General features: G+C 74.2%; 12 protein-coding genes. 8 read left to right on the top strand and 4 right to left on the bottom strand.

Annotated elements, in window-relative coordinates:
- Positions 1 to 2 precede the first annotated feature (2 nt).
- The 3 genes from LG324_RS14715 to LG324_RS14705 all read left to right on the top strand — a co-directional run bounded on the left by LG324_RS14715 (position 3) and on the right by LG324_RS14705 (position 4055).
- Entirely contained in the window at positions 3 to 965 is a 963-nt protein-coding gene (locus tag LG324_RS14715; RefSeq protein WP_030528044.1) for a bifunctional riboflavin kinase/FAD synthetase, read from the top strand.
- A 14-nt stretch (positions 966 to 979) separates the two neighbouring features.
- Complete coding sequence (locus tag LG324_RS14710; protein ID WP_404349066.1) at positions 980 to 2086, top strand: FtsW/RodA/SpoVE family cell cycle protein; 1107 nt, start codon at positions 980 to 982, stop codon at positions 2084 to 2086.
- 97 nt (positions 2087 to 2183) lie between these two features.
- Positions 2184 to 4055 (top strand): AMP-dependent synthetase/ligase, encoded by a 1872-nt coding sequence (locus LG324_RS14705; RefSeq protein ID WP_404349063.1) that lies wholly within the window; start codon positions 2184 to 2186, stop codon positions 4053 to 4055.
- Between the two features lie 116 nt (positions 4056 to 4171).
- On the opposite strand, the gene LG324_RS14700 is transcribed toward LG324_RS14705, so the two are convergent.
- The 3 genes from LG324_RS14700 to LG324_RS14690 all read right to left on the bottom strand — a co-directional run bounded on the left by LG324_RS14700 (position 4172) and on the right by LG324_RS14690 (position 7395).
- Positions 4172 to 5023, bottom strand: a complete 852-nt coding sequence (locus LG324_RS14700) for a hypothetical protein (protein ID WP_404349061.1) — start codon at positions 5021 to 5023, stop codon at positions 4172 to 4174.
- Positions 5020 to 5595, bottom strand: coding sequence for an RNA polymerase sigma factor (locus LG324_RS14695; protein ID WP_404349059.1), 576 nt, complete (start codon positions 5593 to 5595; stop codon positions 5020 to 5022). Before LG324_RS14695 ends, LG324_RS14700 begins: the two co-directional genes overlap by 4 nt.
- Positions 5596 to 6015: 420 nt before the next feature.
- The gene (locus LG324_RS14690; protein WP_404349057.1) at positions 6016 to 7395 is read right to left on the bottom strand and encodes a dihydrolipoyl dehydrogenase family protein; all 1380 of its coding nucleotides are present in this window, start codon (positions 7393 to 7395) and stop codon (positions 6016 to 6018) included.
- A 54-nt stretch (positions 7396 to 7449) separates the two neighbouring features.
- Here LG324_RS14690 and LG324_RS14685 point away from each other — a divergent pair, with 54 nt between their 5' ends.
- Positions 7450 to 9423, top strand: a complete 1974-nt coding sequence (locus tag LG324_RS14685; RefSeq protein WP_404349054.1) for a TIGR03960 family B12-binding radical SAM protein — start codon at positions 7450 to 7452, stop codon at positions 9421 to 9423.
- Between the two features lie 367 nt (positions 9424 to 9790).
- On the opposite strand, the gene LG324_RS14680 is transcribed toward LG324_RS14685, so the two are convergent.
- A complete protein-coding gene (locus tag LG324_RS14680; protein WP_030528051.1) occupies positions 9791 to 10228 on the bottom strand; it encodes a YdeI/OmpD-associated family protein in 438 nt (145 codons plus the stop codon).
- Between the two features lie 107 nt (positions 10229 to 10335).
- Here LG324_RS14680 and LG324_RS14675 point away from each other — a divergent pair, with 107 nt between their 5' ends.
- The 4 genes from LG324_RS14675 to LG324_RS14660 all read left to right on the top strand — a co-directional run bounded on the left by LG324_RS14675 (position 10336) and on the right by LG324_RS14660 (position 13625).
- A complete protein-coding gene (locus LG324_RS14675; RefSeq protein ID WP_404349051.1) occupies positions 10336 to 11253 on the top strand; it encodes a potassium channel family protein in 918 nt (305 codons plus the stop codon).
- Positions 11254 to 11285: 32 nt separating this feature from the next.
- Positions 11286 to 12236, top strand: coding sequence for an acyl-CoA thioesterase (locus LG324_RS14670; RefSeq protein WP_404349048.1), 951 nt, complete (start codon positions 11286 to 11288; stop codon positions 12234 to 12236).
- 69 nt (positions 12237 to 12305) lie between these two features.
- On the top strand, positions 12306 to 12638 hold the full coding sequence (locus tag LG324_RS14665) for a PadR family transcriptional regulator (RefSeq protein WP_030528054.1): 333 nt from the start codon (positions 12306 to 12308) through the stop codon (positions 12636 to 12638).
- A gap of 24 nt (positions 12639 to 12662) precedes the next feature.
- Positions 12663 to 13625 (top strand): permease prefix domain 1-containing protein, encoded by a 963-nt coding sequence (locus LG324_RS14660; RefSeq protein ID WP_404349045.1) that lies wholly within the window; start codon positions 12663 to 12665, stop codon positions 13623 to 13625.
- Positions 13626 to 13692: the final 67 nt, after the last annotated feature.

Below are 13692 nucleotides of genomic sequence, written 5' to 3'. Positions count from 1 at the left end.
CCGTGCACCGATGGACCGACCCCGCCGCCACGCCCGAGGCCCTGCGCCCCTGCGTGCTCACGCTCGGCAACTTCGACGGCGTGCACCGCGGCCACAAGGCGGTGATCTCGGCCCTCGTCGAGGCCGGCGCCCGGCTCGGCCTGCCCTCGGTCGCCATCACCTTCGACCCCCACCCGGTGGCGGTCCTGCACCCCGAGCGCGCCCCCGAGCTCATCGCCCCCGGGCGGGTGCGTGACGACCTCATCGCCGACACCGGCGTCGACGGCCTGCTCGTCCTCGACTTCACGACCGAGTTCGCGCAGCAGACGCCCGAGGACTTCGTCCGCTCCGTGTTCGTCCGCGGCCTCGACGCCCGCTGCGTCGTCGTCGGGATGGACACCCGCTTCGGCTACCGCAACGCCGGCGACGTCGGCACCCTCGTCGACCTCGGGGAGCAGTTCGGCTTCGAGGTCATCGCGCTCGACGACGTCGGCGACGGCGAGCGCTTCAGCTCGACCGTCATCCGGCGCGAGCTCGGCGAGGGCCGCGTCGCCGAGGCCGCGCGCATCCTCGGCCGTCCGCACCGGGTCGTCGGCGAGGTCGTGCACGGCAACCACCGGGGCCGCGGCCTCGGGTACCCGACGGCCAACCTCTCGCCCGACTCCCTCGGGCTCGTGCCCGCCGAGGGCGTCTACGCCGGCTGGCTGACCCGGCTCGACGTGCCCGACGACGCCCCGGACCGCACGATGCCGGCCGCCGTGAGCGTCGGCACCAACCCCACCTTCGACACCGGCGACCGGCGCACCGTCGAGGCGTACGTCCTCGACCGCGACGACCTCGACCTCTACGACGAGACCGTCATGGTCGAGTTCGTCGAGCACATCCGCCCGACGCTGCGCTTCGAGAGCGTCGAGGAGCTCAAGGACGCGATGGCGGGGGACGTCGAGCGGTGCCGCGAGGTCCTCGCCAACATCGTCCCCGCCTGACCGGCGTCCCGGCCGTGCGCCGGGGCGGCCGGGCGGCGGGTCACGACGTCGGGCTCTTCGTCGCCGCCGGCGGGGCATCGCTCGTCGGCGCGCTGCTCGTGTGGTCGGCCACCGTCCGCACCGCCGGGTCCGCCTACCTCGTGCGTCACCTCGTCACGGCGGCCGTCGGGCTGGCGCTGGCGGTGCTCGTCGCGCGGGCCGGGCGGGGGCGGCTGCGCGTCGCGGCGCCGTGGACCTGGGGAGCGGCCGTCGTCCTCCTGCTGCTCGTCCCGACCCCGCTCGGCACGACGGTCAACGGCGCCCGCTCCTGGATCCCGCTCGTCGGCGGCTTCACCCTCCAGCCGGCCGAGCTCGCCAAGGTCGGGATCGTGCTGGCCCTCGCCGCCGTCCTCACCCCGTGGCCCTCGCGCGGCGCGCCGCCCGGGGGCCGGGAGGTCGGGCTCGCCGTGCTCGTCCTCGCCGTGCCGGTCGGCCTCGTGGCGCTCCAGCCGGACCTCGGGAGCGCGGTCGTCCTCACCGCCGTCGGCGTCGTCGTGGTGGTCGTCGCCGGGCTGCGGCTGCGCTGGGTCGCGCTGCTCGTGGTGGCCGCCCTGGGGCTCGGCGTCGCCGCCTGGACGACGCCGCTGCTCTCGGGCTACCAGCGGGCGCGGCTGCTCACCTTCCTCGACCCGTCCGCCGACCCGCTCGGCGCCGGCTACCAGGTGGGCCAGGTCCGCCTCGCCGTCGCCGGGGGCGGCCTGTGGGGGCAGGGCTTCATGGAGGGGCCTCGCACCCAGGGCGGGTTCGTGCCCTTCCAGCTCAACGACTTCGTGTTCTCGGTGGCGGGGGAGGAGCTCGGGTTCGTCGGGGCGGCCGGCCTCGTCGTGCTGCTCGGGGTGCTCGTCGTCCGGGTCCTCGTCGTCGCCGCGCGCTGCGAGGAACCCTTCGGCCGCTTCGTCGGGGTCGGCGTCGCGACGTGGCTGGCGGTCCAGGTGGTCCAGAACGTCGGGATGAACCTCGGCCTCCTGCCGGTCACCGGCCTGCCGCTGCCCTTCGTCTCCTACGGCGGCTCGTCGATGCTCGCCTCGTGGCTCGCGGTCGGGCTCGTCGACGCCGCGCAGGGCGGCTCGCGCGCGCCGTGACAAGGAAAGTGACCCGCCGGTAACGAACCCGTTCCCTCCGGGCGGCTCGTGTGACAGGATTCTGCGACCACGCCACCGATGCCGAGGACGATGCACCATGCACCGGGTGACCCCGCAGATCCACAGCCCCGCCGACGAGCCCGTGGACCACGCGGTCCTGGAGCACCGTGCCCGCAGCGTCGCGCACCTGTTCCGCGACCGGGTCGCCGCCTCCGGCGACCGGCCGGCCTTCCTCCACGCCAAGGTGTCCGAGGCGGGTGACGAGTGGCTGACGACCTCGTGGCGCGAGCTCGACGTCGTCGTGCGCGAGCTCGGCGCCGGGCTGGTCGCGCTCGGGGTCGAGCCCGAGGACCGCGTGGCCATCGCCTCCGGCACCCGCTACGAGTGGGCCCTCGCCGACCTCGCGGTCATGGTCGCGGGCGCCGCGACGACGACCATCTACCCGACGACGATCGCCGACGACGTCGCCTTCATCCTCGCCGACTCCGGCACGCGGGTCGTGTTCGCGGAGAACACCGAGCAGCTCGAGAAGCTGCGCTCGGTGCGCGAGCGGACCCCCGGGGTCGGGCGCGTGGTCCTCATGGAGGGCCGCCCCGACGGCGACGACTGGACGCTCACCTTCGACGAGCTGCGCCAGCTGGGTCGGGAGTACCTCCAGGGCGACCCCGGCGCGGTCGACGCGCGCATCGACGCGCTGACCCCGGACCGGCTCGCGACCATCATCTACACCTCCGGCACGACGGGCCGCCCCAAGGGCGTGCGCCTGCTGCACAGCGCCTGGACCTACGAGGGCGCCGCGACCGAGGCCATCGACATCCTCACCGAGGACGACGTCCAGTACCTCTGGCTGCCGCTCGCGCACGTCTTCGGCAAGAACCTGCTGACCCTGCCGCTGCAGATCGGCTTCGCGACGGCCATCGACGGGCGGATCGACAAGATCGTCGACAACCTCGCGGTCGTCAAGCCGACCTTCATGGGCGCCGCGCCGCGCATCTTCGAGAAGGCGTACGCGCGCATCCAGATGATGATGGAGGCCGAGGGCGGCCTCAAGCTGAAGCTCTTCCGGGCGGCGTCCGCGACCGGCCGCGAGGTGAGCATCCTGCGGGAGCAGGGCAAGCAGCCTTCCGGCCTGCTGGCGCGCAAGCACGCCCTGCTCGACAAGCTCGTCGCGAGCAAGATCCGCGAGCGCTTCGGCGGCAACATCCGCTTCTTCATCTCCGGCTCCGCGGCGCTCAACCAGGACGTCGCGCGCTGGTTCGACGCGATGGGGATGCTCATCGCCGAGGGCTACGGGATGACCGAGACGAGCGCCGCGTCGTTCGTCAACCGCACCCGGGCCTACCGCTACGGCACGGTCGGCTGGCCGCTGCCCGGCATCGAGGTGCGCATCGCCGAGGACGGCGAGGTGCTGCTGCGCGGCCCGGGCAACATGGAGGGGTACCACAACAACCCCGACGCCACGGCCGAGACCATCGACCCCGACGGCTGGCTGCACACCGGCGACATCGGCGAGCTCGACGAGCGCGGCTTCCTGCGGATCACCGACCGCAAGAAGGACCTCTTCAAGACCAGCGGCGGCAAGTACATCGCGCCGGCCGTCATCGAGTCGACCTTCAAGGGCCTGTGCCCGTACGCGAGCCAGCTCATCGTCCACGGGGCCGACCGCAACTTCGTCTCCGCGCTCATCACGCTCGACCCGGACGCCACCGCCGGCTGGGCCGCGCAGAACGGGATGGAGGGCGCCTCCTACCGCGACGTCGTCACCTCCGACGCCTGCCGCGAGATGGTCCAGGGCTACGTCGACCAGCTGAACGCCGGCCTCAACCGGTGGGAGACGATCAAGAAGTTCACCATCCTCGAGAGCGACCTCACCGTCGAGCAGGGCGAGCTGACGCCGAGCCTCAAGCTCAAGCGCAAGGTCGTCGCCGAGCGGTACAAGGACGTCCTCGACAGCCACTACTCCGGCTGACCCCTCCCTTCCCCCCTCCTTCCCCCCGGGGGGTCCCTCCCTCCTTCCGGAGTCGAGTGCGGAAGTGGCCGCTGGAGCGACCACTTCCGCACTCGACCCGAGGGATGCGGGGCTCGTCAGCCGCGCTCGCCGACGCCGAGCCGGACCTCGCGGGTCGAGCCGTCGGTGTAGGTGACCGTGGCCGGGGGCGTGGTGTCGAGGGCGGGGTCGTCCGGCGTCACCCCGACCGGGCCGGGCCACCACGCCGCGAGGTGGCCGCCCGCGACCGTCGCGACGACGTCGCCGTGGTCCGGCGTGTGGACGGTGACCGCGGCGACCTGCGGGCCGACGAGCCCGACGAGCACCGAGACCATCCGCCCCGAGGAGCCGCCCGAGCCGCCGCTCGTCACGGCGACCTCGCGCGGCCCCGGGATGGGGGAGCCCGGCCCGTAGCCCATCGAGCCGAACTCGGTGCCCCCGAGGAAGCGGTCCTCGGTGATGCAGGTGGCGTCGAAGCCGCGGTCGTCGCCGAGGACGACGAGGGTCCAGGCGCCGCGCTGCTCGGCGGCGACGACCGGGGCGCGCTCGATCGTGCTGCGGCTGACGCCGGTCGGGTCCGGCCCGTCACCCTGGAGGGTGTCGACGAGCGAGTCGCGGCAGTCGTCGGCGGCGGCCAGCTGCTCGGGGGTCGTCGGGCGGTGCGGGGTGGCCGTCCACGTCGCGTAGGCGGAGTCGCCGCCGGTGAGCACCTGGGCGCCGACGACCCCGACGACGGTGGTCGCCGCCGCGAGGGCCCCGGTCAGGGCGAGGCGGCGCCCGGTGCGTCGGCGTGGGGCCGGCCGCGGCGGCACCGGCGCCGGGGGAGCGGCGAGGACCCGCTCGAGGGTGGCGGCGGCGCGGCGCTGCTGGGCCGGGTCGAGCTCGCGCGGGGCGGGGTCGAGGGCGGTCAGGGCCGCGCGGGTCGTGGCGTCGAGGTCGGAGCGGCTCATGACGGGCTCCCTTCGGGGACGGGTCGGGTTCGGGCGGAACGGGTCCCGACGAGGTCGAGGTGGCGGCGCAGGGCGCGTGGGGCGCGGGTGAGTCGCAGCCGGAAGGCGACCGGCGAGATGCCGAGGACGCTCGCGGCCTCCGGCGACGTGAGGTCGTCCCAGTAGGCGAGGGCGAGCACCTCCTGGTCACCGGTCGTCAGGCGCGGCCAGGCGGCGACGAGGTCGAGGCGGCGGGCGACGAGGTCGGGGTCCTCGCCGCCGAAGGGACGGCTGCGCCCGGCCTCGTCGGCCAGCCGGACGGCCAGCGCCTCGCGCCGCCGGACACCGCGCCGGTCGTTGAGCAGCACCCCGCGGGCGACGCCGAAGGCGCAGGCCCGTCCGTCACCGGGGTCGGCCGGCAGGTCGGCGACCCGCCGCCACAGCACGAGGAAGGTCTCGGCGACGACGTCCTCGGCGTGGGTGGGGTGCACGCGACGGCTGACGAAGCGCAGGACGTCGGGGTACCACGCCGCGAACGCGGCGCGGAAGCGCTCCTCGTCGCCCGGCGGGGGCTGGTCGCTCGGTGTCTCCATGTCCCCCTCCTGTCCGGCTCCGGCGGCAGTGTGTCACCGCCGGCCCCACCGATCCCAACATTTCGGGGTCACCCCGAAATGTCGACGAGACACGAGCTCGGAGCCGGGGTTTCGTGGACGAAGTCGTGTCTCGGACGTGGCCCGCCATCTCCGCCCGCCGCGGTCGCTGCCGTGCCGTGGTGCGTCCGGCGCGCCGGGGCCGTCCCGCCGTGCCGTGGTGATGTGGCGGGTCGGCAGGGTGAGACCACGCCGCAGAGGCGAGATGGCGACGGCTCGGTGCGGCGACCGTCTCGCGCGTGCGGCTGCAGGGTCAGCGGGTCACGGCCGGCTCCACCACCTCCAGGAGCCGAGTGCGGAGGTGGCAGCCGGGGCGACCACTTCCGCACTCGACTCCGCTGGACAGAGGGGAGGAGGGGGGTGTCAGTCGAGGTCGGCGAGCGCGGTGGAGACGGAGCGGTGGAAGGTCGGGTAGGCGAGCACCTGCTCGCGCAGCACTGCCGTGGGCACCTTGGCGTGCACCGCCGTCGCGAGCATCGAGAGGACCTCGCCGCCCATCGGCCCGACCGAGGTCGCGCCGACGAGGTGGCCGGCCGCCCGGTCCTCGACGAGGACGATGACGCCCTCGCCGCCGGGGCCGTGGATCCAGCCGCGCGAGCTCTCGCCGAGCGGTGCCTGCCCGACCCGGACGTCGACCCCGGCGTCGCGCGCCTGCTGCTCGGTCATCCCGACGGCGCCGACCTCGGGGTCGGTGTAGGTGACGCGGGGGACGGCGTGGTAGCTGGCCCACGGTCCGTCCGTGCCCGTGATGTCCCGCACGGCGATGCCCGCCTGGTACATCGACATGTGGGTGAAGGCGCCCTTGCCGGTGATGTCGCCGATGGCCCACAGCTTCTCGCCCGCGCGCATCCGCTCGTCGGTCTCGAGCGAGCGGGCGACGGGGTCGAGCCCGACGGTGTCGAGGCCGATGTCGTGGAGGTTCGGGCGGCGGCCGGCGGCGACGAGCAGCCGGTCGGCGTCGAGGTCGAGGTCGGTGCCGTCGGCGTCGGTGACCGAGACGGTGAAGCGACCGTCGGCGTGGGCGACCGACCGGATGGAGGCCCCGGCCAGGACCTGGATGCCGTCGGCCGCGAAGGAGGTGGTGACGACCTCGGAGGCCGCGGGCTCCTCGAGCGCGAGGATGCGCGGCGCCATCTCGACGAGGGAGACGCGCGTGCCGAAGCGCGCGAAGGCCTGCGCGAGCTCGGCACCGATCGCGCCACCGCCGATGACGGTCATCGAGGCCGGCAGCTCGGTGGTGTCGCGGAGCACCTCGCGGTTGGTCCAGAACGGGGTGTCGGCCAGGCCGTCGACCGGGGGAGCGGCGGGTGCGGTGCCGGTGTTGAGCACGACCCCGCGGGATGCCGTGTAGCGGCGGCCGTCGACGTCGACGACGCCGGTGCCCACCAGCCGGGCGTGGCCGCGCACGAACCGCACCCCGGCCCGCTCGAGGCGCTCGACGGCGACGGTGTCGTCCCAGTCGGTGGTGGCCTCGTCGCGGATGCGGGCGTGCACCGGCGCCCAGTCGGGGGAGACCTCGGCCCTGCCGGCGAGCCCGCCCACCCGGCGGGCTTCGGCCAGCAGGTTCGCGGCCCGGATGACCATCTTCGAGGGGACGCAGCCGTAGTAGGGGCACTCGCCGCCGACGAGGCGCTCGTCGACGCCGACCACGGTGAGACCGGCCTTGGCGGCCTCGGTGGCCAGGTGCTCCCCACCCGGTCCGAGGCCGATGACGACGAGGTCCACCGCGGTGTCGCTGCTCATGGGGCCAGCCAAGCACGGTTTGGGCCTGCAGCAACCCCCACCTACCCTTGTGGGATGCCCGGACAGTCCGTCTTCCGCCGGCTCGAGCCGCTGCTCGAGCAGGTCAGCAAGCCGATCCAGTACGTGGGCGGCGAGCTGAACTCCACCGTCAAGGAGTGGGACGTCGCCGGCGACGCGACCGTGCGCTGGGCGCTGATGTACCCCGACGCCTACGAGGTCGGTGTGCCGAACCAGGGCGTCATGATCCTGTACGAAGTGCTCAACGAGCGGCCCGACGCCCTCGCCGAGCGCACCTACGCCGTCTGGCCCGACCTCGAGGCGCTGATGCGCGAGCACGGCGTGCCGCAGTTCACCGTCGACGCGCACCGCCCGGTCGGCGACTTCGACCTCTTCGGGCTCTCCTTCTCGACCGAGCTCGGCTACACCAACATGCTCACGGCGCTCGACCTCGCCGGCATCCCGCTGCACGCCGCCGACCGCGACGAGTCGCACCCGCTCGTGGTCGCGGGCGGCCATGCCGCGTTCAACCCCGAGACGATCGCCGACTTCGTCGACGCCGCGGTCGTGGGCGACGGCGAGGAGGCCGTGCTCGCCGTCACCGACATCGTCGGGGCGTGGAAGCGCGAGGGCCGCCCGGGGGGTCGGCGCGAGGTGCTGATGCGCCTCGCGCGCACCGGCGGCGTCTACGTCCCGCGCTTCTACGACGTCTCGTACCTGCCGGACGGCCGCATCCAGCGCGTCGCCCCCAACCGTCCCGGCGTGCCGTGGCGCGTGTCGAAGCACACCGTCATGGACCTCGACGCCTGGCCCTACCCGAAGCAGCCGCTCGTGCCGCTCGCCGAGTCGGTGCACGAGCGGATGTCGGTCGAGATCTTCCGTGGCTGCACCCGCGGCTGCCGCTTCTGTCAGGCCGGGATGATCACCCGCCCGGTGCGCGAGCGCTCCATCACCGGCATCGGCGAGATGGTCGAGCGTGGTCTGGCCGCGACCGGCTTCGAGGAGGTCGGGCTGCTCTCGCTGTCGAGCGCCGACCACTCCGAGATCGCCGACGTCACCAAGGGCCTCGCCGACCGCTACGAGGGCACGAACACCGGTCTGTCGCTGCCGTCCACGCGCGTCGACGCCTTCAACATCGACCTCGCGAACGAGCTGACCCGCAACGGTCGCCGCTCCGGCCTGACCTTCGCGCCCGAGGGCGGCTCCGAGCGCATCCGCAAGGTCATCAACAAGATGGTCAGCGAGGACGACCTCATCCGCACCGTCGCCGCCGCGTACGGCGCGGGCTGGCGGCAGGTCAAGCTCTACTTCATGTGCGGCCTCCCGACCGAGACCGACGAGGACGTGCTCCAGATCGCCGAGCTCGCCAAGCGGGTCATCGAGACCGGACGCGAGGTCAGCGGCCGCCGCGACATCCGCTGCACGGTGTCCATCGGCGGGTTCGTGCCCAAGCCGCACACGCCGTTCCAGTGGGCCGCCCAGCTCGGGGCCGACGAGACCGACGCGCGCCTGCAGAAGCTGCGCGACGCCATCCGGTCGGACAAGCAGTTCGGCCGCTCGATCGGGTTCCGGTACCACGACGGCAAGCCGGGCATCGTCGAGGGCCTGCTCTCGCGCGGCGACCGCCGGGTCGGCCGCGTCATCGAGGCCGTGTGGCGCGACGGCGGTCGGTTCGACGGCTGGTCCGAGCACTTCTCGTACGAGCGGTGGATGGACGCCGCCGAGCGCGAGCTGCCGCCGCAGGGCGTCGACGTCGCCTGGTACACGACCCGCGAGCGCGAGGAGTCGGAGGTCCTGCCGTGGGACCACATCGACTCCGGCCTCGACAAGGAGTGGCTCTGGCAGGACTGGCTCGACGCCGTCGACGAGGTCGAGGTCGACGACTGCCGTTGGACGCCGTGCTTCGACTGCGGCGTCTGCCCGCAGATGAACACCGAGATCGAGATCGGTCCGACCGGCAAGACGCTCCTGCCCCTCACCGTCCTCGGCTCCGGCCGCGAGCGGATGGCCGAGGCCGCCCACACCCACTGACCGCGAGGATCCGCGTCGTCACCGTGACGGCGCGGAACTTCCGGGACGACGCGGATGCATCCGCGTCCCGAGGGATCTTCCCCGTCATCACGGTGACGGCGCGGAAAGTCCGGAGCTGGGTGCGACAGCGATAACCCCGCACGTGCGGGTTTGGCGCGGGCGCCGGGCGGAGCGGACAGCGATAACCCCGCACGTGCGGGCTTGGCGCGGGCGCCGGCCGGGACGGACAGCGATAACCCCGCACGTGCGGGCTTGGCGCGGGCGCCGGCCGGGACGGACAGCGATAACCCCGCACGTGCGGGCTTGGCGCGGGCGCCGGCCCGGACGGACAGCGATAACCCCGCACGTGCGGGCTCGTCGGCGGCGGTCAGGCGCGCAGGCTCGCGACGACCGTCTCGACCCGCCGGGCCCGCGTCTCGGGCTTCTTCGCCGCAACAACGGCCTCGGCGTGCCGGCGCTGCGCGCTGTAGGTCAGCGCCTCCCACGCCCGGGCCGCGTCCGCGTCGGCGGCGAGGGCCGCGGCGAGGTCCTCGGGGACCTCGACGGTGCGCGGCGCGTCGTCGAGGACGACCGTGACGGTGTGCGTCTCGCCGGCCGCGATGCCCGCGGCCTCCCGGACGGCGGCGCTCGCGCCGAGGAGGAAGCGCCCGCCCATCGCGGCGATGCTCGTCCGCCACGTGTGGCCGGCGACCGTCGCCGCGACCTTGGGCCGTCGCCCGCCGCCGAGCGCCTCGACGACCTCGTCGGGGACGACGAACCCCGTCGTCGTCCCGCCCGTGGCCTCCAGCTGCGTCGTGAACTCCATGGGGGGAGTGTGCCCGACCGGCGCCGGGCGGGGGAGTGACCGAGCCGACCCGTGGCGTCGGCCGCAACCCTCGGCGCGCACCTGTCCGCCGGTGCCACGATGACGACGTGGGCCGGCCCAGCAGCAGCAGCGGACGCCGCTCGCTGCTGCTCGGCACCGACTCGGCGGGTGACGCGGTCCGACGGATCGCGGTGGCGCTCACCGCGCTCGCCGTCGTCATCGTCGTCGGGACACTGGGTTACCTGGTCCTCGGCTTCACCCTGCTCGAGGCGCTCTACCAGACGGTGACGACTGTGGCGACGGTCGGCTTCCGCGAGGTCCGGCCCCTCGGCCCCACCGGGGAGGCCTTCACCATCGTCCTCATCCTCCTCGGGGTGGGGACCGTCCTGTACAACCTCGGGGTCCTCGTCGAGGCCGTCACCGAGGGTCACCTGCGCGAGCACCTCGGGAGGCGCCGGATGGAGCGCGACATCGCGCGGCTGCGCGACCACGTCATCGTCTGCGGGTTCGGCCGGGTCGGGCGCTCCACGACCCGCTACCTGCTGGACCGCGGCCACGCGGTCGTCGTCGTCGACACCGAGGCCACCCGGCTCGAGGGCCACACCGGCCCGTTCGTCCACGGGGACGCCGCGAGCGACGACACCCTGCGGGCCGCCGGCATCGACCGTGCCCGCGCCCTCGTGATCATCAGCCGGGCCCGCACGCTCGGCTCCAAGGAGAAGCTCGTCCTCGCCGGCGCCACGCGGGCGGTCAACCCGCAGCTCATCGGCGGCCGGAGGATGGCCTCCTTCGCCCTGCACGCCGACGTCGGCCGCACCCTCGCCGAGGTCGACGTCCCGGGGACGTGCGGGTGCCAGCTGCTCGCCGTGCGCGCGCCGCGGAAGGGGCCGTTCACGCCGTCACCGCCCCCGCAGACCGTGCTGGCCGCCGGCGCGACGCTCATCGTCTTCGGGACCCCCGACCAGGTCGGCCGCCTGCGCGCGCTCGCGGCCGACGGGCGCGTCCCGACCGTCGTCGACGGCTGACGCGCCGCCGGCGCCCCTGTCAGGATGACGCCGTGGACGAGCGACCGACCCCGCCCCGCGCCATCACGCTGCGCTTCCTCGCCGCGCCGACCGACGCCGGGCACTCCGGCTCGGTGAGCGCCGGTCGGGTGCTCGAGTGGATCGACAAGGCGGGCTACGCGGCCGCCGCCGGCTGGAGCGGCACGTACTGCGTCACGGCGTACGTCGGCAACGTCCGCTTCACCCGTCCCGTCGAGGTCGGTGACCTCGTGGAGGTGACGGCCACCGTCGTCCACACCGGCCGCTCGTCGATGCACATCACGGTCGACGTCGCCTCGGGCGCCCCGCGCACCCGTCGGCTCGAGCCGGCCACGCGCTGCCTCATCGTCTTCGTCGCCGTCGACGCCGAGGGCCGCTCGACCCCCGTGCCGCCGCTCGTCCCGGCGACGCTGGGGGAGGAGCTGCAGCAGCGCTGGGCGGTGCGCCGGGCCGAGCTCCGCGCCGAGGTCGAGGCCGCGATGGCCGGCCAGGTCTACTCGGACGCCGGCACCGCCCCGCGCGTCACGATGCGCTTCCTCGCCGCGCCCACCGACGTCAACTGGGGCGGCAAGGTGCACGGCGGCATCGTCATGCGCTGGATCGACGAGGCGGCCCACGTCCTCGCCACCCGGTGGACGGGCAGCGCCGACAACGTCGCGATCTTCACCGGCGGGGTGCGCTTCTACCGGCCCCTGCGCATCGGCCACCTCGTCGAGGTCGAGGCGCGGCTACTGCACACCGGCCGCACGTCGATGCACGTGGGCGTCCACGTGCGCTCCGGCGATCCCGCCGACGGCGAGGGCTCCCTCGAGCTGACCACGTACTGCCGCACCGTGTTCGTGGCCCTCGACGCCGAGCGGCGGGCCGTCCGGGCGCCGACCTGGACGCCGGTCAGCGACGAGGACCGGGACCTCGACGCCCATGCCCTCGAGCTCGTCGCCATCCGGGAGCGCTTCGGCGACTGATGGGGGCACCGGGGGATCGGTGACAGTGTGTCGTTGACGATGGTGTGCGACACACACTATCGTGTCGGCATGACCTCACCCGACGACCCGACCCTCGCGGGGCACCTCCAGGAGCTGCGTCGGGGCACGGTCGTCGTCGCCGCCCTGGCGAGCCTGCGGACCGCGGGCTACGGCTACGCGCTCCTCGAGACGCTGGGCCGGGCCGGCTTCGAGGTCGACGCCAACACGCTCTACCCGCTGCTGCGCCGGCTCGAGAAGCAGGGCCTGCTCACGGCGGAGTGGAACACCGAGGAGTCCCGCCCGCGGAAGTTCTACCGGACGAGCCCCTCCGGCGAGGACGTCCTCGCCGCCCTCCGTGCCGACTGGCGCGCGCTCGACGCCGCCATCACCGACCTCGCCTGACCCGACCGACCGGAGGAGCCCACCATGGGGAGCCTGACCGACCGCTACGTCTCCGCCACCGTCCGCGAGCTCGCGCAGGACCAGCGCGACGACGTCGACCGTGAGCTGCGCGGCACCATCGAGGACATGGTCGAGGCCCGCCTCGACACCGACGCCGCGACCGACCGCGAGGAGGCCGAGCGCGCCGTCCTCGTCGAGCTCGGTGACCCGGTCCGCCTCGCCGCGGGCTACACCGGCCGTCCGCTGCACCTCATCGGGCCGGCGGTCTACCCCGAGTGGCGCCGGCTCGTCACCCTGCTCGTCACCGTCATCTCGCCGATCGCCGCGGTGGGGACCCTCGTCGTGCGGCTGTTCGTCGACGACGTCGCGACCGACGGCGTCGGGCCGGCCTTCGGGAGCGCCGCCCTGGCCGGGCTGACCACGGCGTTCCACGTCGTGTTCTGGACCACGCTCGTGTTCGCCATCCTGGAGCGCGCGCAGCCCGGCACGGGAGTCATGGGCTGGACGCCCGACCAGCTCCCCGACGCCCCGTCCTCGCGACGGTCGGTCGGGCGGTCGGAGGCCGTGTTCTCGGTCGTCGCCCTCGTCGTCATGGCCCTCGCGGTCGTCTGGCAGGAGACGAGCTCGCCGGTCCGGGTGCGCGGGGAGGCCGTGCCGGTGCTCGACCCCGCGCTCTGGTCGGGATGGCTGCCGCTGTTCCTCGTCCTGCTGGCCGCCCACGCGGCGCTCGTGCTCGGCGCCCTCCGGGCTCGCCGCTGGACGTGGACGACGGTCGGCGTGGGCGTCGCCCTCGACCTCGCGGTCGCGGCGCTGCTCGTCGGGCTCGCGCAGACCGACCGGCTCTACGACCCCGCGTTCGTCGCCGCGCTCGTCGACGGCGGATGGGCGACCGCGGGCCGCGACCTGCGGGTCGCCACCGTGCTCGGCGTCGTCGTCGTCACCGTCTGGGACCAGGTCGAGACCGCCCGGCGGATGCGCAGCCGCTGACGCCGGCTGAGGACCTGCTGAGGACGCCGGCGCGGGGCCGCCCTGCGCCGGAGGGCGATCCGTGACA

Source organism: Phycicoccus jejuensis (assembly GCF_044797865.1).
In the GTDB taxonomy this organism is placed as follows: domain Bacteria; phylum Actinomycetota; class Actinomycetes; order Actinomycetales; family Dermatophilaceae; genus Phycicoccus; species Phycicoccus jejuensis.
The sequence above is the reverse complement of the archived record's forward strand: the minus strand, read 5'-3'. Positions and strand labels throughout refer to the sequence as shown.

Excerpts from the sequence above, each read along its gene's own strand:
- LG324_RS14705 (WP_404349063.1), top strand. The coding sequence starts at position 2,184 with ATGCACCGGGTGACCCCGCAGATCCACAGCCCCGCCGACGAGCCCGTG.
- LG324_RS14700 (WP_404349061.1), bottom strand. The coding sequence starts at position 5,023 with ATGAGCCGCTCCGACCTCGACGCCACGACCCGCGCGGCCCTGACCGCC.
- LG324_RS14695 (WP_404349059.1), bottom strand. The coding sequence starts at position 5,595 with ATGGAGACACCGAGCGACCAGCCCCCGCCGGGCGACGAGGAGCGCTTC.
- LG324_RS14690 (WP_404349057.1), bottom strand. The coding sequence starts at position 7,395 with ATGAGCAGCGACACCGCGGTGGACCTCGTCGTCATCGGCCTCGGACCG.
- LG324_RS14685 (WP_404349054.1), top strand. The coding sequence starts at position 7,450 with ATGCCCGGACAGTCCGTCTTCCGCCGGCTCGAGCCGCTGCTCGAGCAG.
- LG324_RS14680 (WP_030528051.1), bottom strand. The coding sequence starts at position 10,228 with ATGGAGTTCACGACGCAGCTGGAGGCCACGGGCGGGACGACGACGGGG.
- LG324_RS14665 (WP_030528054.1), top strand. The coding sequence starts at position 12,306 with ATGACCTCACCCGACGACCCGACCCTCGCGGGGCACCTCCAGGAGCTG.
- LG324_RS14660 (WP_404349045.1), top strand. The coding sequence starts at position 12,663 with ATGGGGAGCCTGACCGACCGCTACGTCTCCGCCACCGTCCGCGAGCTC.